Source organism: Pseudomonas sp. Irchel s3f10 (assembly GCF_900187515.1).
GTDB lineage: Bacteria > Pseudomonadota > Gammaproteobacteria > Pseudomonadales > Pseudomonadaceae > Aquipseudomonas > Aquipseudomonas tensinigenes.
In genome coordinates this window covers 941938-959464 of record NZ_FYDZ01000001.1, presented here as the reverse complement: position 1 = coordinate 959464, position 17527 = coordinate 941938, and the positions used below count along the sequence as shown (strand labels likewise).

17 protein-coding genes are annotated in these 17527 nt (G+C 53.2%); 4 read left to right on the top strand and 13 right to left on the bottom strand.

Annotated features, from left to right (window positions below):
• Window positions 1-34: 34 nt before the first annotated feature.
• Window positions 35-1036, bottom strand: a complete 1002-nt coding sequence (gene xylF, locus CKW17_RS04470; RefSeq protein ID WP_095118883.1) for a D-xylose ABC transporter substrate-binding protein — start codon at window positions 1034-1036, stop codon at window positions 35-37.
• Between the two features lie 149 nt (window positions 1037-1185).
• Complete coding sequence (gene xylA / locus CKW17_RS04465; protein WP_095118882.1) at window positions 1186-2502, bottom strand: xylose isomerase; 1317 nt, start codon at window positions 2500-2502, stop codon at window positions 1186-1188.
• Between the two features lie 176 nt (window positions 2503-2678).
• Here xylA and CKW17_RS04460 point away from each other — a divergent pair, with 176 nt between their 5' ends.
• Both CKW17_RS04460 and CKW17_RS04455 read left to right on the top strand, forming a co-directional pair.
• Window positions 2679-3860: a XylR family transcriptional regulator gene (locus CKW17_RS04460; RefSeq protein ID WP_095118881.1), complete on the top strand. Its 1182-nt coding sequence runs from the start codon at window positions 2679-2681 to the stop codon at window positions 3858-3860.
• A 313-nt stretch (window positions 3861-4173) separates the two neighbouring features.
• Entirely contained in the window at window positions 4174-4788 is a 615-nt protein-coding gene (locus tag CKW17_RS04455) for a DUF5677 domain-containing protein (protein WP_095118880.1), read from the top strand.
• 103 nt (window positions 4789-4891) lie between these two features.
• On the opposite strand, the gene CKW17_RS04450 is transcribed toward CKW17_RS04455, so the two are convergent.
• Entirely contained in the window at window positions 4892-6901 is a 2010-nt protein-coding gene (locus tag CKW17_RS04450) for a S8 family serine peptidase (protein WP_095118879.1), read from the bottom strand.
• Window positions 6889-7869 (bottom strand): trypsin-like serine protease, encoded by a 981-nt coding sequence (locus CKW17_RS04445; protein WP_095118878.1) that lies wholly within the window; start codon window positions 7867-7869, stop codon window positions 6889-6891. The genes CKW17_RS04450 and CKW17_RS04445 overlap by 13 nt, the downstream gene beginning before the upstream one ends.
• Window positions 7870-8035: 166 nt before the next feature.
• Between CKW17_RS04445 and CKW17_RS04440 the strand changes: the two genes are divergently transcribed.
• Window positions 8036-8773 carry a hypothetical protein gene (locus tag CKW17_RS04440; protein ID WP_095118877.1) on the top strand — a complete coding sequence of 246 codons (738 nt, stop codon included), beginning with the start codon at window positions 8036-8038 and terminating at the stop codon, window positions 8771-8773.
• A 382-nt stretch (window positions 8774-9155) separates the two neighbouring features.
• Here the strand turns inward: CKW17_RS04440 and CKW17_RS04435 are convergent, their stop codons facing one another.
• The 7 genes from CKW17_RS04435 to CKW17_RS04400 form a co-directional block, all read right to left on the bottom strand.
• A complete protein-coding gene (locus tag CKW17_RS04435; protein ID WP_095119036.1) occupies window positions 9156-10211 on the bottom strand; it encodes a hypothetical protein in 1056 nt (351 codons plus the stop codon).
• Window positions 10212-10794: 583 nt separating this feature from the next.
• Window positions 10795-11304 (bottom strand): cupin domain-containing protein, encoded by a 510-nt coding sequence (locus CKW17_RS04425; RefSeq protein WP_176470029.1) that lies wholly within the window; start codon window positions 11302-11304, stop codon window positions 10795-10797.
• 133 nt (window positions 11305-11437) lie between these two features.
• On the bottom strand, window positions 11438-11827 hold the full coding sequence (locus CKW17_RS04420) for a putative quinol monooxygenase (protein ID WP_095118874.1): 390 nt from the start codon (window positions 11825-11827) through the stop codon (window positions 11438-11440).
• A gap of 224 nt (window positions 11828-12051) precedes the next feature.
• Window positions 12052-12768: an SDR family oxidoreductase gene (locus tag CKW17_RS04415; RefSeq protein ID WP_095119035.1), complete on the bottom strand. Its 717-nt coding sequence runs from the start codon at window positions 12766-12768 to the stop codon at window positions 12052-12054.
• 81 nt (window positions 12769-12849) lie between these two features.
• Window positions 12850-13335, bottom strand: coding sequence for an ATP-binding protein (locus CKW17_RS04410; RefSeq protein ID WP_095048959.1), 486 nt, complete (start codon window positions 13333-13335; stop codon window positions 12850-12852).
• Window positions 13336-13514: 179 nt separating this feature from the next.
• Complete coding sequence (locus tag CKW17_RS04405) at window positions 13515-14414, bottom strand: DMT family transporter (RefSeq protein WP_095118873.1); 900 nt, start codon at window positions 14412-14414, stop codon at window positions 13515-13517.
• 128 nt (window positions 14415-14542) lie between these two features.
• On the bottom strand, window positions 14543-15622 hold the full coding sequence (locus CKW17_RS04400; protein WP_095118872.1) for an SDR family oxidoreductase: 1080 nt from the start codon (window positions 15620-15622) through the stop codon (window positions 14543-14545).
• Window positions 15623-15696: 74 nt separating this feature from the next.
• Between CKW17_RS04400 and CKW17_RS04395 the strand changes: the two genes are divergently transcribed.
• Window positions 15697-16089, top strand: coding sequence for a MerR family transcriptional regulator (locus tag CKW17_RS04395; protein WP_095118871.1), 393 nt, complete (start codon window positions 15697-15699; stop codon window positions 16087-16089).
• Window positions 16090-16142: 53 nt separating this feature from the next.
• On the opposite strand, the gene CKW17_RS04390 is transcribed toward CKW17_RS04395, so the two are convergent.
• Together CKW17_RS04390 and CKW17_RS04385 are read right to left on the bottom strand one after the other, a co-directional pair.
• On the bottom strand, window positions 16143-16883 hold the full coding sequence (locus CKW17_RS04390; RefSeq protein WP_095118870.1) for an NAD(P)-dependent oxidoreductase: 741 nt from the start codon (window positions 16881-16883) through the stop codon (window positions 16143-16145).
• Window positions 16884-17035: 152 nt separating this feature from the next.
• Window positions 17036-17506, bottom strand: a complete 471-nt coding sequence (locus CKW17_RS04385; RefSeq protein ID WP_007910265.1) for a MarR family winged helix-turn-helix transcriptional regulator — start codon at window positions 17504-17506, stop codon at window positions 17036-17038.
• Window positions 17507-17527: the final 21 nt, after the last annotated feature.

The window sequence follows — 17527 nt, the reverse complement described above, 5'->3', positions numbered from 1 at the left end:
TCGCTCCCACAAGGGTTTTTCGCATTACCGGAGATCACTTCCCGGCAATTTGCGCCTTGGTGTAGAAGCCGTCCTGTTCGAGCAGGTCGATGTTGTCCTTGGTCAGTGGGGTTGGCGTGAGCAGGATGGTGTCGACCTTTTTGCTGCCGTTGTCGTACTGCGAGCTGAAGGCGGGTTTTTCGTTGCGCGCCAGTTGCACCGAGAGCTTGGCCGCTTCCGTGGCGATGAGTTTCAGCGGTTTGTACACGGTCATGGTTTGCGTGCCGGCGATCACTCGTTTGACTGCGGCAAGGTCGGCGTCTTGCCCGGAAATCGGCACCTTGCCGGCCAGTTGCTGTGCCGCCAGTGCCTGAATGGCGCCACCGGCGGTGGCGTCGTTGGAGGCAACGATGCCGTCGATTTTGTTGTCGTTACGGGTCAGGGCGTTTTCAACAATGCTCAGCGCCTCGGTCGGGTTCCATTCCTTCACCCACTGTTGGCCGACAATCTTGATATCGCCCTTGTCGATGGCCGGTTGCAGCACTTTCATCTGGCCTTCACGCAGGATCTTGGCGTTGTTGTCGGTGGGCGCACCACCGAGCAGGAAGTAATTGCCCTTGGGCGCGGCATTCAGTACGCCGCTGGCCTGCATCTCACCGACCTTTTCGTTATCGAAGGAAATGTAGGCGTCGACATCGGCGTTGAGGATCAGCCGATCGTAGGAGACGACTTTGATCCCGGCTTTCTTCGCTTCGGCCACCGCGTTGGTCAGCACCGTGGCGTTGAACGGCACGATGACGATGACATCGACACCCCGGGAAATCAGGTTTTCGATCTGGGAAATCTGCTTCTGTTCGTTGGCATCGGCCGACTGCACGAAGACCTTGGCATCCATTTGTTCGGCCGCCGCGACGAAGTAATCACGGTCACGCGACCAGCGTTCCAGGCGCAGGTCATCAATGGAGAAACCGATTTTCGGGTGGGCAGCGTCAGCCATCACCGGCAGTGACAGCAGCGCCAGGGCAGTGGCCAATAGCGTGCGTTTTACGTTCTTCATAGTGGGGCGTCCTTTTATTGTTGTTGGAAAGACACGGCCTGACGATGAGTATCGGGCTGGTAAAACTGTAGAGAATCCGCAGGCGCCGCAGGCACAGATTTGTCGTAGAAATGTCACCGTGTGGATGCGCCCGCAGACTTCCTCTGTGATCAGCGATAGATGAACCGATTGACGATGTTCTCGAGCCTTTCCTGGCGGCCGCTGACGGCTTGCGGGTTCAACTCGTTGGTGAACGCGTGCTCGGCCAGCGATTCAAGGTTGAAGTCGCCGGCCATCACCGCTTGCCCGAACGGCTGCTGCCAACCGGCGTAGCGTTGATCCTTGAGCCGTTGCAGTTCGTCGTTCTGCACCATGGCCGCTGCGCGTTCCAGAGACAGCGCGAGAACGTCCATGGCGCCGACGTGGCCATGGAACAGATCGATCTGATCGAGGCTCTGGCGGCGAACCTTGGAGTCGAAGTTGAACCCGCCGTTCTTGAACCCGCCAGCCTTGAGAATTTCATAGGTGGCTAGGGTCATTTCTTCGACGCTGTTGGGGAATTGATCGGTGTCCCAGCCGTTCTGCGGATCACCCCGGTTGGCGTCGATGCTGCCGAAAATCCCCAGCGAGACCGCCGTCGCGATCTCATGATGGAAACTATGCCCAGCCAGGGTCGCGTGGTTAGCCTCGATGTTGACCTTGATTTCGTGTTCCAGCCCGAACTGCTGAAGAAAGCCGAACACGGTGGCGCTGTCGTAATCGTATTGGTGCTTGGTCGGCTCCTGCGGCTTGGGCTCGATCAGCAGGTCGCCGGTGAAACCGATCTTGTGCTTGTGTTCGACCACCATGCGCATAAAGCGGCCGAGTTGTTCACGCTCGCGTTTCAAGTCCGTGTTGAGCAGGGTTTCGTAACCTTCGCGACCGCCCCACAACACGTAGTTGGCGCCTTTCAGGCGATGGGTCGCGTTCATGGCGCTGAACACCTGAGCAGCGGCGCAGGCGAACACTTCCGGGTCCGGGTTGCTCGCGGCGCCGGCAGCGAAACGCGGGTTGCTGAAGCAATTGGCGGTGCCCCACAGCAGCTTGATGCCGCTGGCTTCCTGGTGTTGCTCGAGGTGATCAACCATTTGCGCGAAGTGGTTGCGGTATTCCCTCAGTGACTGGCCTTCCGGGGCGACATCGGTGTCATGGAAGCAGTAATAGTCGATACCCAGTTTGGAAAAGAATTCGAAGGCCGCGGCTGCTTTGCCGATCGCCAATTCCATGGGATCGCCGGCGTGTTGCCAAGGGCGCTTGAACGTCCCCGCACCGAACACATCGGAACCCGGCCAGACGAACGTGTGCCAGTAACAGGCGGCCATGCGCAGGTGTTCACGCATGGGTTTGCCGAGGATCAGTTTGTCGGCGTCGTAGTAACGAAAGGAGAGGGGGGAATCGCTATCCGGACCTTCGTAGCGAATCGCATCGACATCGGGGAAATACTGCATGGACCTTGTCCTTGTTGTTCTTGGCGGTGTCTCGATACTAGCAACGGCCCTGTACCCGCTGATTATGAAAAACATCAACACCGAGTGCGATTTTGCGTATTGAGCTTCGTCGCCCACGCGCCTAGTCTGTGCAAACCGTCTCCTTGAGAAGGGGGCCTCGAACAAGCATAAAAACAATGAAAACCGTACCGCCTGTTCACCGCATCGCCCTGTTGTTCAACGGCAGCAAGATCTACGACCGTGGCATCATCAGCGGCATCGGCAACTACCTGAGCAGCACCCGCGCCTCCTGGGACCTGTTTCTCGAGGAGGACTTTCTCTGTCGTTTGAAAGGCATCGAGCGCTGGCAGGGCGACGGGATCATTGCCGATTTCGACGATCCGCTGATTGGCGAGGCGCTGGCCGATATCCAGATGCCGGTGGTAGCGGTAGGGGGCTCGTACGAGGACAAGCGGGCCTATCCGAAAGCGATTCCCTACGTCGCCACCGATAACAACGCACTGATAACGCTGGCCTACACGCACTTGATCGAGGCGGGACTGCAGCGTTTCGCCTGCTTCAGCCTGCCTGAAGCGCAGGCCAATCGCTGGGCGCAGGAGCGCGAAAAAGCCTTTCGTAAACTGATGAAACGCGACGGCCTGCACGGCGAAATCTATCGCGGCATGGGCACCAGCGCACCGCTGTGGGACAGCGCCGTCGAACAACTGATCGCCTGGCTGCAAAGCCTGCCCAAACCCATCGGCATCATCGCCGTCAGCGACGCCCGCGCGCGCCAGTTGCTACAAGCCTGCCTGACTGCCGGGATTGCCGTGCCGGAGCAGGTGGCATTGATTGGCATCGACAACGATCCGCTGACCCGCAGCCTGACCCGGGTGCCGCTGAGTTCGGTCATCCAGGGCACGGAAACCATGGGCCGAACCGCCGCGCAATTACTCCATCAGATGCTCCATGGCATGCCATCCACCGGTACACAAATCCTGATTCCTCCCGATGCGGTCAACGTGCAGGTGTCGAGTTTGCACCAGCCGTTGGGCAATCCGTACGTCATGCAGGCGCTGCTGTTTATTCGCCAATATGCTTGCCAAGGCATTAAAACAGCGCAGGTGGCGGCTTATGTCGGTGTGTCGCGTTCATCACTTGAAGCGCATTTTCGTGCTGAGCGTGGTTGTAGCGTGCATGACGAGATTTTGCGTTTCAAACTGGCAGCGGCGACCAAGGGCCTGACAAGTACCGACTCGGTGATTGCCGACGTTGCGCGCAGTTGTGGGTTTAAATCTGCGCAGTATCTGCACACGGTGTTTCGCCGGGAGTTGGGTTGTACGCCGCGGGAGTATCAGCAAGGCGCAGAGACGCGCTAAGAGAGCGCTGGCAATGAGGTTTGAGTGGTCATCAATGTCTCGGTTCAGGGTCGAAAATATGATTCTGGTCTTTATTGCTCGCCCTTTGTCAGAATTTGGCGCTCCTCGATGTATCCTTTGGATTGCCAGCCCAGGAGGTTTTACTCATAATCCCGTGTGCTCGTGCCATATGTGGATTCGGACTCTACCCGATTTATCCGGATGAAGTTCAGGCTTTATCAGCTCTGCAAACCGTATGAACTCGCCCCAAGATTCTCCATGCAATTTTACACAATAAACCTTCTTTCCAACCCACTAGAGATGACGGAACATCATGACTGTTACGCAAACATTAATTGACGCTATCAAGAACTCCAAGTTCGCACTATTGTCCGCCACCAACCCTTCAAGTAATCCTGAACTCGCAACGGCTTTGAAGTTCTGGGAAAAGATTCTGGAAAACTCCGAAGCTGTTATTCTGCTGCTTAAACACGATTTAAATGTGCAAGCATCCGCCATTCACCGTATCTCTATCGAGCATTTAGCGAATCTTGCCGCATTGCTTAAAGGTGTGTGCACCTTGGAGCAGCTTCAGAAGAAAGCTGTGGCAGATATTGCAAAGCAAGCGCGCCTATTGAGTGAGAGTGAAGAGAAATCCCCTGTTTTGACGGATGACAACAAAAGTGCCCTTGCTGGTTTGCGAGGTAGGCTCACCGTCAAAGAAGACGAAGAAAAAGCACAGAATACGTTCAACCTGCTAGCTGAGTGTGGACTGAGTTGCTTCTATGTGGAATATCGGACTATTTCCCTAGGCGCAGCTCACTCGACTCTGGTTTCCATCATTCAATCAGACTCGCTAGAGGAAGCCGAGAAGTTGAAAGAAAGTGTTATGAACCTGCTTCAATTCCCAGCGGCCCTGCTAGATGATTACATGCAGAAGCGACAGTAATCTGCGTCCATGGGGGGGCGTAATATGACAAAACCGGTCCATGCGCCCCATTACCCTGGTATTTACTGCGGCGACTTTGTACTCGTCGTGAGGCTGCCTACGCTTAGAGAAGTTCATTAACTGGTGTGCGGACAACAAGATTGGTAACGTCTCTTAAAAGCCATGATTTTTCAAGTACCGCAGGCAGTTTCAGTATCCTCCCATCTGATGAAATTTCATGCGTCGCAGAAAAATTTACAACTGCTTTGGAGTCATCTGCAATAACGCACGGGCGATCTATGCTGCCAGCGAGCATTCCCCCAAAAAAATAACTGATACCCTCAGTACGCTTGAGTGAAAACATGTCCTTGATATTTTTTCGATCCTTACTGCTGTGGGCCGGGCACGTTATGGGCGTCATGTTCTGAATTGAACCGAGTAACGTCCGATGTAAGGCACCATCCTCCACGTCGAGATAGTCCTGAAACATTAACAATGAGCGTGCGGGGTTGGACGAAACCTCATAAACCGTTTTACCTCGCTCACTTTCTGGCAGAAGGTCGCCGCTGGATATAGCACGATTTTTTAATGTTTCAGGACTGGCTTTAACGGCCAGCGAAAGTTGTAGAGCTGTCCCGTTTGTAATAGCGGGAGTCGCCTGCGATGTGCCACTAATTACGGTGATTTCATTAGTGTTGGCAATCCAGGAGCTGATCTGGCATCCGGGCGCTGCCATGTCAACAGAGTTGACTCCGATGTTGCTGAAATTTGTGAGCTTATGTTTTCCATCTATAGCTGCTACCGTAATTACGTTTGGGTTTTTAGTTCCGCCCAGCGCAGCAGGAAGTATTCCTTTGTTGGCGACGTCCGCGCCCCAGTTGTTGCCCGCGGCCACAACAAACAAAGTGCTTTTTGCCGTTCTGAACAGATTGTTGTAAATGTCTTTTATATTCGTATTAGTGGTGCCGTCGTGCGTGATTGAAAGATTAACAATTTGATATTCTTCACGCAGCAGGTTTGAAATCATTAATTCATAAGCACCTTTGACTAAGGTTTTTTCCCCGCGACCAATATTCAAAGTTGTTACCGAGACCCAAGGATCGTCATCCAGTTTTTCAAGGTAAGGTTTTAGCTGTGGCCCCCCAAGGGCAATGCCGGTTACATGGGTACCATGTCCACTATCTGGCGTTGGTTTTACTTCATAAGTGTAGTTAATGGGCTGCATTCCTCCAAGTGTAAAAGTTGCTGCAATAGTGTTCACCGAGTCAGATTTAAAATATCGGCTTTTGAAAGGGCTGCCTTCGAATGCTTTGGAAATAGGATAAACGGGTAGGGCACCAAAAAAGCCGTTATCAACAATAGCTAAATTTGCTCGGCCTCCCTCAACGTTGATCTCATCGCTTCGTGCAAGGTTTTTAGAGAAAACATAAGCCTGATAAATAGCTTCGCCGTTAAGAGGTTCGGATGGGCTATCACAGTCACCGCGGGCCGCTATTTCACTTGTTGGTACTCCCATCACAATTTCCCCTTGTACAACAGGTGGCTCCCTAAACGCCGTACCCTGTGGGTCTAGTTGACGTAACTCCGTGAGCAACGCCTCACTGCCAGGTCGCGCTAATAAAGTTACGGGAAGTGTGATAGAGGGGGCGGGGAGCTTCTTGCCGATTTGCAAATTCCGGAGCGAGTCAACCGGGGACTGGAAGTACTCTGCGATTTCCTTTTCCGTTCCCCCGCCACCAGTTCGCATACGATACAAGTCAAAGGCATTGTCGCCTTTACGCACGGTTATTTCCGGAGCTTTGCTGGAAGAGTAATACAGGCAAGCGGGTAATTTGATTTCGCCCTGATCGAGTGGTTGATCGAGAGGGATGGGGTCTGAAGTTTCCTGCAATAGATCAATATATGCTGGTGAAATGCTTCCACAATGTTGGGTGATAGTTTGCCTCAATGTAGCGCCTTGATCAGGCTTAACGATGATCGGTTCCGCTATTTTATCAATCAGCCGCGCGATTTGCGGAGAAGGCTCACTCACTGCGCGTATTGCCAATACTCGCTCATTTTCGTCGGCATAAATGATTGTTGAACCATGCGCAATCAGCATTCCCAAGGACACATAGCCGGCTAAAATCTGCATTGCCTTTCTCCTGCCGATAGATTCAATCCGCACGCTTCTGGTTTAAAACTTCCCTTTTGAGCCAGCCACTCCTTCGCCCATGTGCGAAATGAAGGAGTGCCGGTCGCGGAAATGCGAGATACGAAATAATCACCCTCTACGGCAATGCTGGAATTGACACCCCGAATTCGGCGGTTCTGATCCTGATTTTGCGCCGTTATGCCTGAAAGCAGCGGGCCTCCGGAGTCACCAGGACATAATGCGGGTTCAATTTTGGGGATTGACCGTATGGTGACATAGGAAGGTCGTGTTTTTTCCGACCCGGCCGGTTTGTCAATTACGCCATCACCTATTCGCAGAAGATTATCTGCCTTGCCTGCGGAGGGTACTCCGTTCACGACTTTCAGTTCTTTACAACCATAACCGGTCATGACGACTGCACTTCCACGTACAAGTGTCGCCTCTGAATCCACCACTTCGAACTTCATGTCCTTCAGTTGTTGTGGGCGCTCGCCGCCATCGTCCAGAATGCAGAGTGCGAAATCGTCGCTGCTTCGTGGTGAAAGCCCCAATAGTGGTTTGCTCATGTAGCCGGGATGCATGTCACAGTGCATTGGCAAAATCTTGTTTCCGATTTTTAGAGATGCCTGCAGCGCTTTACCGTCCTTGCTTTGAGGATCGACACAGTGAGCTGCTGTCAGTACCACGTTAGGACCGATCAAAGATGCAGTACAGCTGAAGTAGCGTAGTCCCATCGTCGTTTGTTGTGAAAATCTCGCCATGATCAGGGCTGGCCATTCCCCAGGTAAAACCAAGATGCCGTTTGTCAACTGAATCTGGTCGCTACCCAACACTTCCGTTGCTAGTTGAAATTCCAGAGCGGGATGTGAGCTTGTACGGTCTGTTTCACTTTGCGCACTTTCAGCCGCTACGATCATTACAATTGTTCCGGCGATCGCTTGCCAGCCTTTAAAGCCAAAAGTATTCATGACTGCTCCTTTGCGGTTCAATCGCGCCTGAATTAACTGATGCCGAAATTCTCGGTACAGGTGACTTCACTTGCCCCATTATTCGTTGGGTGTATTTCATCATAGCTACTAATATCTCAGTGATGGCAAATTGCACATTCTATTTTTCCGGCAAAGGAGCAGTTTTATGCGAAATTTTCTATTGCTGTCCTCTGGGGTTCTACTAGCATTAAGCGGTTGTGCAAGTGTAAAAGAGAGTTGGGCGCCTTTTCCCACGGCAGAAGAGCTCATGTCCTTCAATGATCAATGGGCGGCGGCCAAGAAAACGAGCGATCGAGGTATATTCGATTTGCAGCGAGAGCTTGTGGTCTATCGCGACAGGATTTATGAACGGGCATTGACGCGCAACAAGCTCAACTGGGAGTCAAGCGGTGCGACTACCTACGGCGGGTTGGCGGCTGTTGTCGGTGCTTTGGCAGATCAGACAGGTCTTATGAACTCCGGAGCTGGCTTGGCGGCGCTTGGACTTACGAATTCGAACCGGTATCGATTTACTGAACAGACTCAAATTTATGTAGCTGCTCTGAAAAAGCTTTCCTGCATTACGGGTAAAGTGAATGCTATAGACGATATAACGATTGAGTTGGCCAGCCATTCAAGAGATTCTGTTGCAAGGGATGCAGCAGCTCACTTTGTAGAAAAAGTCGTGGCGAGTGTGGACTACATTCGCGCTGAATATACCAATTCATTGTTAGGTTTGGCGCCCGTTATAGCTTCTAGAGAGGAGATGATGGCATTAGTTGTGAAGTATCGAGCAGGTACTGAAGTTGGTGTGGCAGAGGTCAGTCCTGATCAGGAGAGATTTGATGCTGCCGGCGAAACGACTGTTTCGTTGACGGCGGCGCTACAGGGCTGCACGTTATAATAATTTCAAATATGGCTATTCCGAATAATTCGTCTGTTGCAAGAAACTACTTGGATCTTTGAGCAACTCCTGCAATAGAACCTTTCCTGTAAACAGACGAAGACCTAAAGCCAGACTCTTAGCTGGCACACATGAGGCGCGGAGCATGGCCCAGGCGATGCGTAACGGAGAAACTGCGCCTTTGAACTCGTTAAGGAGAACGCAGATGGCAATCAGTCGAGTCACCGAAACAACCGATAAAACAGCGCTCGTCAAAGCCGAGGTGTAACACAGGTATCACCTCTTTTTCCCGTGGTCGCGTGGCGTGGCCTCCCAGTCGAAAGACGCGATAAAGCCTTTGTACGATGCTCTGGCGAACGATTTCCCGGTAGTGCTCACCTCATCAGTCGTTGATGAACTCTTCAAATTTTCGGTGAAGCGTATGCCCTGGATATTTGGAGATTCGCTCACTCCCTACCAAATAAGAGGCAATACTTTTGGGCTTTCGCTCCAGCTCGCGGGAGGCTAAAGCAGAGACAGCACCGATCAACAGCCCCGCGCAAACTCTCCAAGGCTCGTAAGGGTCTCCTGAGGCGAAGGTCGGCATGGCAATCATTGTGGCTGCCACGGGGATTCCGACAGAGAAAACGCTGCAGACGTCATCCGTTCGAAAGAACCGAATCGAATCCCTATAGTCAGATTTTGCCCGTTCAAAACGCTTAACAAAGTCGCCAACGATGTACTGGGCATGGCCTTTATTATTACAAGCTGAGATCTCAGCCTTCAACAGCTTCAGCTCTTTCTGGAACTGAGCCCTCACCTCGGTGTGTTCCTCGCGAAACCTTAAAAGCGCGTCGATTTTTACATGAGCCATGCTACAAGGCAGCAGGTCGTTGATAGCCATATTAGCCAGGTAAGCATTGGCGTCATCATCATAGACCGCCTCAGTAAAACATCCTTCGTTTGCGAAGTAGGTACCGACGGCCCAGCAGTCTGAGGAATCAGTTGTAAGCTGCAGCGACCGCTGTTCCGCCACAGACGTTGCTAGGTAGAACATATAGCTGCCGGCCAGTTCTGCAGGCACCTCTAAAAAACCATCCGAGTTCATACGCTGGGCCAGCCCCTCGAACAGCGGCAAAAGCTTGGCTTCAATTTTCTCGGGATTGATTCGTGTGAATGATTCAGACGAGCATCCTGCGGGCCAAACGAACGGACTCGTTGAGCGGATTCGAAGGTTATAAAAATCCAGAAAACGATGTGCAGCCCTATGCTTTTCCATCGGCGTAACAGCGAGGTCGACGACAACGCCTGCTTGTACCGCCTCACAAACTTCGACGTCATCGTATGGTGCGTACCCTGTCGGGACGATGCGATGGATACCATCCCACACCAGCAGCGATCGTTTCAGTGCCTCCGTGTCTTGAAATTCGATTGATGGGTAGTGGAGGGCGCGTGTCATATGGACATCCTTGTGAGAGCTGAAAGTGGCCTGAAGCGTATTACCGAGGAGGAAATCAAGGGCCGAGGCGAGCACACTGCCCCCTTGGTCCACGTCCAAAACCATAGACGGGTCAGACCGGACTCACCAGTTCATGATCATATATAGGTAGTCTGGATCTTACGGCGCGTGACTGCTAGATGTCGTCGGCACACGACAATAAAGCAGTGAGGGGACTGCGCGGATATTTAAAGCAGCGTTCAAGCACGAACTGCTTGCTGAACATCACTATGAGTATGGGTAACGGCGCTGCGTAACCAGCTTGCACGAGCAGCGGTACACGCTGACCTGAAGAGAAACGGCACTGAATCAGCTTCATCCTCAGTCACCTCATTCAAGGACTCGCTATGAACACGCGTTGAGAGAGTGGACGCCAGAAGCGGGATTGTCGAATCTGTCGTTGTATGGATCAATTGACATGATTTAACATAATATACATTACACGTAACAAGATGTTGCGAGACCAGCCCGGTCGCACAGTTGATTTCAACCTGCAGAATCGACCTGAATCCGATCCACAGCTTTTCCTTGAATTCGACGACGCTCAACCCTCATCACGCGTCAGCTTTTCAATCAGCGTTCGATGCTGTGGGAATTGCTGCGTGAGTTTCTTCCGATCACCCATTTCCATATCGGCAAAATCAAATCCTGGAGAAACGGCTTCGCTGATCAGCCCAAATCCGTTTTCGCCTTCGAGCAACCGCGAAGCTTTCCATAGTCCACCCGGTACGTGTAATTGCAAAAGCTGTCCTGCCAGAATGTCGGCGCCCATCACCAATGTCTGCAACGAGCCGTCAGCATGAATCAGGCTGTACTCAATGGCGTCGCCCAGGTGGAAATAATGCAGGATGTCGGATCGATTGAAATGAAACTGGCCCACCGGTGATTGCTGATCCAGCAGATAGTAAATCGAGGTCATCAGATACCGTGGGCCGCTGGGGGTTTCGAGTGGGTCGCGATGATCGGCCTGATAGGTTCTACGGAAATAGCCACCTTCGAGGTGAGGCTGCAGATCCAACGTTTTGATAACGTCTCTAGCTTTGGCTTCACGCATGATCACGGTCTCTTCTCCGTCGAATATGATGCCATTTTACGTTAACTCGACTAAACGACCATTTAGTGTAGTTAAACGTGAGCCGCAAGCTTTCTAGTAAATATAGGGCCACGCTCGCGCCACTGCTTTTGAATTACGGTCCAGGCCGGGGGCTTATCTCGATTGGCGTGGTTTCAATCAAGCGCTTTGACACAATCATCGACTTGGTAGTGGCAGCGTACTTTTTGAAGTGCGGCGATTCGATATGGCTTCGGTATGCCGAATCGCCGGCGTAGATTTCGAAGAAATGAAACCAGTTCGGGCGGTCGACTTCGGCGACAGCATAGATTGATATAACGCCCGGCTCTGTTCGAGTCGATTCTGAGATCTCTTCTTTGACTGCGGCTTGATAGGCCGCAACCTGTGCAGGATCTATTTCGAGTTGCGCGATGCGCACCACCAAGCCATTTTCCTCGTCGGCCAGGGCTCGTCCTGCTAGTAATCCTGCCAATGCGACCATACCTAATAAACGTTTACCTATCATGTTCCCCCTCCTTCACTGCGGCAGCGCATACGCCCGCGCAAGGTCGATGGTGTTTTGAGTAAGCGGCAATAACATCCATGGGGCAGCCTCTTGGTAAAGGGCGACGCTTTTTCCCTGTGAAGGTCTCTGTCCACCGACCGCTTCTGGCCGATTTCGTCTGTCGAGCGCTTCGAGACTGCAGACTGACAGATTAACAACGCAGGCTGAAAATCCGCTTCATATCGCTATTTCCCACCGAGGCTCCCTCCCCCATCGACGCTGATCACTTGGCCCGTTACGAAGGATGCCGCCTCGCTCAGCAGGAAGTTAATCAGCGAGGCCACTTCTGATGGCGTTCCCAGTCTTTGCATCGGAATCGTGGACAGTATCTGACGCTCGCCCTCGCTTCCCACGGGTCGGTTTTTTCGGAAAAGCTCGGTGTCTATAGGGCCCGGTGCGACTGCATTGACGGTAATGCCAATGGGCGCCAACTCAAGTGCCCACGTACGAGTGACACCCACCAATGCGCTTTTTGCGGCAGCGTAAGCGGTTCTGTCCCGGGCTCCAAAAATGGCACGGCTGCAGACATTCACGATGCGTCCTGCAGAAGATCGCTTGAGAGACGGCAGGCAAGCCTGGGCGATTTGTACCGAGGCTCTGACATTCAGGTCAAAAACTTTTTGGAGTGTTTCAAGTTCCAGCGTTTCCAGGCTTTGTGGAGACGCAACACCTGCGTTGTTGACGACGGCATCAATAGAGGTCCGTTCCAGGAGTTTCTCAAGCATTTCCCTCGTTTGCTGAGCATCGCTTAAATCACAGAGCAGCAGCTTCCCGGGAAAATCATCAACCGGATGCCTGGCAATGCCGACCACATTCCAGCCTGCCTGATTCAACTGGGCACTGAGTGCGAAACCGATTCCTTTGGTTGCACCAGTGACCAGTGCAGTTCGGCTGTTGTCCATGGTTACCCTCTCATCAACGATCACCTGCGACGCCAGAAGCAGGCGTTCCAGATAACTCACTCCAAGCAATATGCCCGCCCTTCAGTATCGGTGAATTTCAATCCGTATCCCCTCATTCGTATCTGGAGCACGAAAGTAGCTCGTTATCAAATCAAACTCAGCGTCGCTTGCTGTAAACTCATGCTCGGCGCGGCCATTGCGCCGATGTAGCCTGCCCCGACAGGTCTCATCATCCACTTCGATGTAGTGGAAACAGTGGGGAATTTCGGCAGCGTCAGCCAGACCGCGTAACCACAGCCGATCCTCTGGCGTGTTGGCCGGGAAATCCAGAACCACAGTCACGCCAGCCTTCAGCACATCGATGACAAGCGGGCCCACCAGTGCCCGAATCTGACGCGCAAGCCTCACGTAATCGGCCACTGATTGGATCTGATCAGGGTAAAGCCTTGAGAGCCAATAATCCTCACTCATCAAAATAGCCGACCGTTCAGACGCCAAGGCCTTGGCCAACGTCGATTTACCGGATGCAATCTTGCCTGACATCAAATGAAGCATTGGTTTGGTCATGGGGGACGTCTCCTTGTCGAGTTCTGATGATCTTCATTGAAAAGCATCGAAGCAACCGCATACCCACCACTGTCAGCTTTGGACTGGGCCCCGGTTTTTCCAGCCAGAACTTCAGCCTTTCTTGCCTTTCTCTTCATCGTATCCTTCTTGGACCGTGCGTAATCAGGATCCGAATAGCCTCACTCGGTCGAAGGGACGGAAGCTTTGCTGCCCAAGCGTATGAGTTCATTGGAGAAACACAGGCCGACTATGATCAGCACCGCTCCCGCGTAGAGGCTTTCGCGCGGTACTTCATTGAGCGCCACAAACGCCAGCAGCGCGGCAAACAGTGGCTCGGTCAATTCCAGCGCTTGTACTTGGGATGGCTTGAGATACTCGATGGCCTTGGTCGTGCAGAAGAAGCCCAGGATTGTCGGCAGCGTGGCCAACGCCAGCAGCGCGGCGATCGCCATCGGCGACAACTCGCCTATTACAAAACCATCGGCGGCAGCCGGCATCAGCAAGTACAGGCTGCCAAAGAACAACAATTGGCGGGTGAAGTGCAGTCCTCCCGACACCCCCATACGCTTCATGGCCACCGAAAAGGCTCCATAGCCGGAACCGGCCACGGCGGCGAGCGCAGCACCTTGCAGTGTAAAGCCCTGCTGCAGGTCGCCGCCGAAGATTACCGAGATTCCGGCGATAGCCAGTGTGGCGCCAACAGTAGCGTTCGCGGTGATCGCGTCCTTGAGGAAAATGCGCCCCAGAATGATCGAGGAAATTGAGGCGCTGGCCATCAGCACCACCACCACACCTGCCGCAGCGTAGTGTCGATAGGCGGACGTTTCGAAATGGAACAGCACAAAGATGCCAAGAAACGCGCAGACAGCCGCCTGCGTCCATTTGGTCGATGTCGCCGGGCGCTTGAGGAAAAACAACAGAATCGAGAGAAGCACGCAACCCAGTACGGTCTTGATGACAGCAACACTGGTAGAGGTGAAACCATTACTCATGAGTATTTTGCTGAGTACACCGATCGTTGCGTTCAGTGCCGCAGCGGAGAGTGCAAATATGACGCCTTTCCTGAAAGTCGATTGCATGGATGACGATCCCTGTCGCTGAATGGTCGTTCGATAGAAAGCCGCCCTGTATCGACGGCGCAAAGTTTGAGCACCCGAGCAGCCGACTAATCCCGATAGAGTGCTATTTGCCTTCGTGTCGCCAAGGGTCAGAGGGTCTGGCCCTTGGCTATGCAGTGCGAATTGACGAACATTGCGGTGTGCTGCAAAGACTGGCGTATATCCGGTTTGGCTATTCCGTGCCTGTTGGCAAATTGCTCAACCGCCGCCGTATTAAAACGAGTGGTCTGGATAAAATCCAGGGCTTCGGGTTTTGTATTCAAGAACCGCGCGACGGGAGGAATACTCAGTAGCAGCTTCAGCAATCGAAGTGAAATGTGATGCTTGGGAGACTTTAATCCCAAAGGTTGTGCAACCTGTATCAGGAGTTCTCGCAGGTTTGGCGTCTGGTCATCAAGCGCCAGCAGTTCCTGACCCACCATGGCAGGATCAAACGCACAAACTGCCACCAGTTCAGCCAGGTAATCCACGGTCACCAGTGGCAGCCAGTGCCTGGCGGTGCCAGGCACCGCAGTCAACTTGCCCTGAACAAGGTTGCGTATCAGCTCCACCAGCGGCTGACCGTCAAGGATATGCCCCGTGCGGCTGTGGCCACAGACCGTCGCAGGGTGGACAACTGTAATCTGCCCGCCCTTGGCTGCCATGACCTCCAGGGTCGCAAAATGCGCCTCCAGCTTGCTTCCCTCGTAACCACCGACACGCCGGTAGACGGCAGGCCAATTCGTCCGTTCCGGATAGCGAGGGTCAATTCCGATGCGTTGTAGATGTTCATGATTTTTCAGCATGTAGCCGCCGATCATCACTAAACGGCTTTTTTGCTCAGCCGCCAACAGCGCCACGCGCTTCGCCCCTTCTACGTTCACCGCACGAGAGTGCTCCACTGAAAGCCCCCATGCGAAGTGCGCGCCCAAGTGGAACATGACGCTGGCGCGCCTCAGCACTTCTCGGTCAGCAACACTCAGCCCGAGGTTGGCTTGCTCCAGATCGCCAGCTACGGCGAATACCCGGGATGCGCACCCGCCCAGATTATCGACTTGCTCGCGCAAGGCCGCCAGTCGCTCAGGGCGACGCATCAACACCCGAACGGTGTGACCTTTTGCACTCAGGTTCGCCACTAAATGTTGACCGACGAAACCAGTCCCGCCTGTGACAAAGCACTCCACGCTCATTTCCATGTTCCTTGTTGAAGGTCAGAAATCAAGCGTAAAGTATCGACCCCACTCTACAGTCAAGCGGTGTTTCCATGAAAATCGGCGAACTCGAAGCGCGCAGCGGCGCCAGCCGCCATACGTTGCGTTACTACGAGCAAATCGGCCTGATCTCATCGCTGCGGCAAACCAACAACTATCGCGTTTACAACGAGCAAACTCTGCTGGATCTGGACTTTATCCAGCGCGCGCAAAGCATGGGGTTTTCTCTGGGGGAAATCGGCGAGATTCTGGATGCGCAGCGCAACAGGCTGATCGATTGTGCTGAAGGCGCGAAGCTGATTGAAAAGAAGATGGCCGACATCAAACAGAAAATCGCCAACCTCCAAAGCGTTTATCGGTATCTGGATGAAGAGCGTGCGACCCTGGAAGCCAGTGCCGCCAGGCAACTTGAGCTTCAGCAACTGAGCAACTCTGCCAATCATTAAACCAGCCCGTTTTCCCGGCGCATCACGGTGACCTTCTCAGAGGAAGTTTGCGTTCAATCAGATTGAGCGCCTCCTTCCAGAATCTCAAACCCATCATCAATGGGAGCATATCCGACAACTTTTCTACTCTGATCAATAGAGAGGCGCTTATAGCGGTTATCTGAGACCCCATGGATAACGTGGAATCCCTTTAGCTCGGCTTCAACGCAACTATTGAGTAGCGCGACAACATCTCTAAAACTGATGAAGGCCGCGACGTCTCTGGGACTGTGGGTCTCCCCTTGTTGAAATTTGGCTACGTTGGCAATACGGACAGCGATAGTTGTCATTTGTCCATCGTTTGCATACATCGAAGCCAAAGCTTCTCCAAATGCCTTGCTGACGCCGTAAAGATTGCCTGGTTTAGGTGCCATGCATTCCTGTATCTGAACATCCGTTGGATATCCTTCGATCACTTGGGCACTGCTCGCAAATATGAAGCGCTTGCAGCCTTGTGCCTTTGCGGCGAACAGCATGTTGTAAGTGCCCACGATGTTCACTGGAAGCAGGGATGTCATGAAATCGGCGTCTGGGTCAGGGTCAGCAGCAAGATGGATGACGGTATGGATACCTTCGCAAGCTCGAAGGCAACTGGCTTGATCCGTGACATCCAGAGCGAAACGCTGTGCCGAGTCAGGAAGTCGTGTTACGTCTAAATCAGCTAAACGCAAATCAGATTTATCGTCGCGCTCTTCCCAAAACGCATTGCCGATCTTTCCTGCCGCACCTGTGACGAGGATTTTTCCTGAGCTCATTCCGGCATGTCCTTATGGTAAATGTCACGCTAGCCTCCCAGCCTTTTGGACGGTCCACAATCTCTGATCCAATGCACCCAATATCAGCAGCCCGCCAACTCGCGTCGGGCAGTAACCCTCAACGCCAATTTCACGCTGCAGTCTGCCGCGACTTACTCCTCACTCGGGTCGTAACTGTTCACATTGGGCACTTGCAGATGCAGGCGCCCAAGCAAGTCAATCAACGTATCGACCTCGGCCGGGGTCAATCCGCTGAGCAGACGCGACTCGCGCTCCAGTGCGACTTTAAGCACACGGTCATGCAGTTCTTTACCGCTGGCCGTCAATCGCACGGTGTAACGCCGCGCGTCCTTGGGATCCAGCTGACTGGTGATGCGCCCCGCCGCTTCCAATGTCTGCAATGAACGACTGACCGCGCTCTTGTCGAGACCGATCGCCTGGCAGATTCGATTGGCAGTGATGTCGGATTCAACCGCCAGCATTGAAAGCATCCGCCATTCAACCACGCCGATTCCGAAGTGTTTGCGGTAGCACTGCGAGGCTCCCGTGGCGAGTTTGTTCGCCAGGAAAGTCACCAGGCCAGGTACATAACGCGACAGGTTCAGTTGTGTATCGGTAGGCATCAAGAAACACCGTAGATCGAA

Coding starts and splice junctions, on each gene's coding strand:
- xylF (WP_095118883.1), bottom strand. CDS start 1,036: ATGAAGAACGTAAAACGCACGCTATTGGCCACTGCCCTGGCGCTGCTG.
- xylA (WP_095118882.1), bottom strand. CDS start 2,502: ATGCAGTATTTCCCCGATGTCGATGCGATTCGCTACGAAGGTCCGGAT.
- CKW17_RS04460 (WP_095118881.1), top strand. CDS start 2,679: ATGAAAACCGTACCGCCTGTTCACCGCATCGCCCTGTTGTTCAACGGC.
- CKW17_RS04455 (WP_095118880.1), top strand. CDS start 4,174: ATGACTGTTACGCAAACATTAATTGACGCTATCAAGAACTCCAAGTTC.
- CKW17_RS04450 (WP_095118879.1), bottom strand. CDS start 6,901: ATGCAGATTTTAGCCGGCTATGTGTCCTTGGGAATGCTGATTGCGCAT.
- CKW17_RS04445 (WP_095118878.1), bottom strand. CDS start 7,869: ATGAATACTTTTGGCTTTAAAGGCTGGCAAGCGATCGCCGGAACAATT.
- CKW17_RS04440 (WP_095118877.1), top strand. CDS start 8,036: ATGCGAAATTTTCTATTGCTGTCCTCTGGGGTTCTACTAGCATTAAGC.
- CKW17_RS04435 (WP_095119036.1), bottom strand. CDS start 10,211: ATGACACGCGCCCTCCACTACCCATCAATCGAATTTCAAGACACGGAG.
- CKW17_RS04425 (WP_176470029.1), bottom strand. CDS start 11,304: ATGCGTGAAGCCAAAGCTAGAGACGTTATCAAAACGTTGGATCTGCAG.
- CKW17_RS04420 (WP_095118874.1), bottom strand. CDS start 11,827: ATGATAGGTAAACGTTTATTAGGTATGGTCGCATTGGCAGGATTACTA.
- CKW17_RS04415 (WP_095119035.1), bottom strand. CDS start 12,768: ATGGACAACAGCCGAACTGCACTGGTCACTGGTGCAACCAAAGGAATC.
- CKW17_RS04410 (WP_095048959.1), bottom strand. CDS start 13,335: ATGACCAAACCAATGCTTCATTTGATGTCAGGCAAGATTGCATCCGGT.
- CKW17_RS04405 (WP_095118873.1), bottom strand. CDS start 14,414: ATGCAATCGACTTTCAGGAAAGGCGTCATATTTGCACTCTCCGCTGCG.
- CKW17_RS04400 (WP_095118872.1), bottom strand. CDS start 15,622: ATGAGCGTGGAGTGCTTTGTCACAGGCGGGACTGGTTTCGTCGGTCAA.
- CKW17_RS04395 (WP_095118871.1), top strand. CDS start 15,697: ATGAAAATCGGCGAACTCGAAGCGCGCAGCGGCGCCAGCCGCCATACG.
- CKW17_RS04390 (WP_095118870.1), bottom strand. CDS start 16,883: ATGAGCTCAGGAAAAATCCTCGTCACAGGTGCGGCAGGAAAGATCGGC.
- CKW17_RS04385 (WP_007910265.1), bottom strand. CDS start 17,506: ATGCCTACCGATACACAACTGAACCTGTCGCGTTATGTACCTGGCCTG.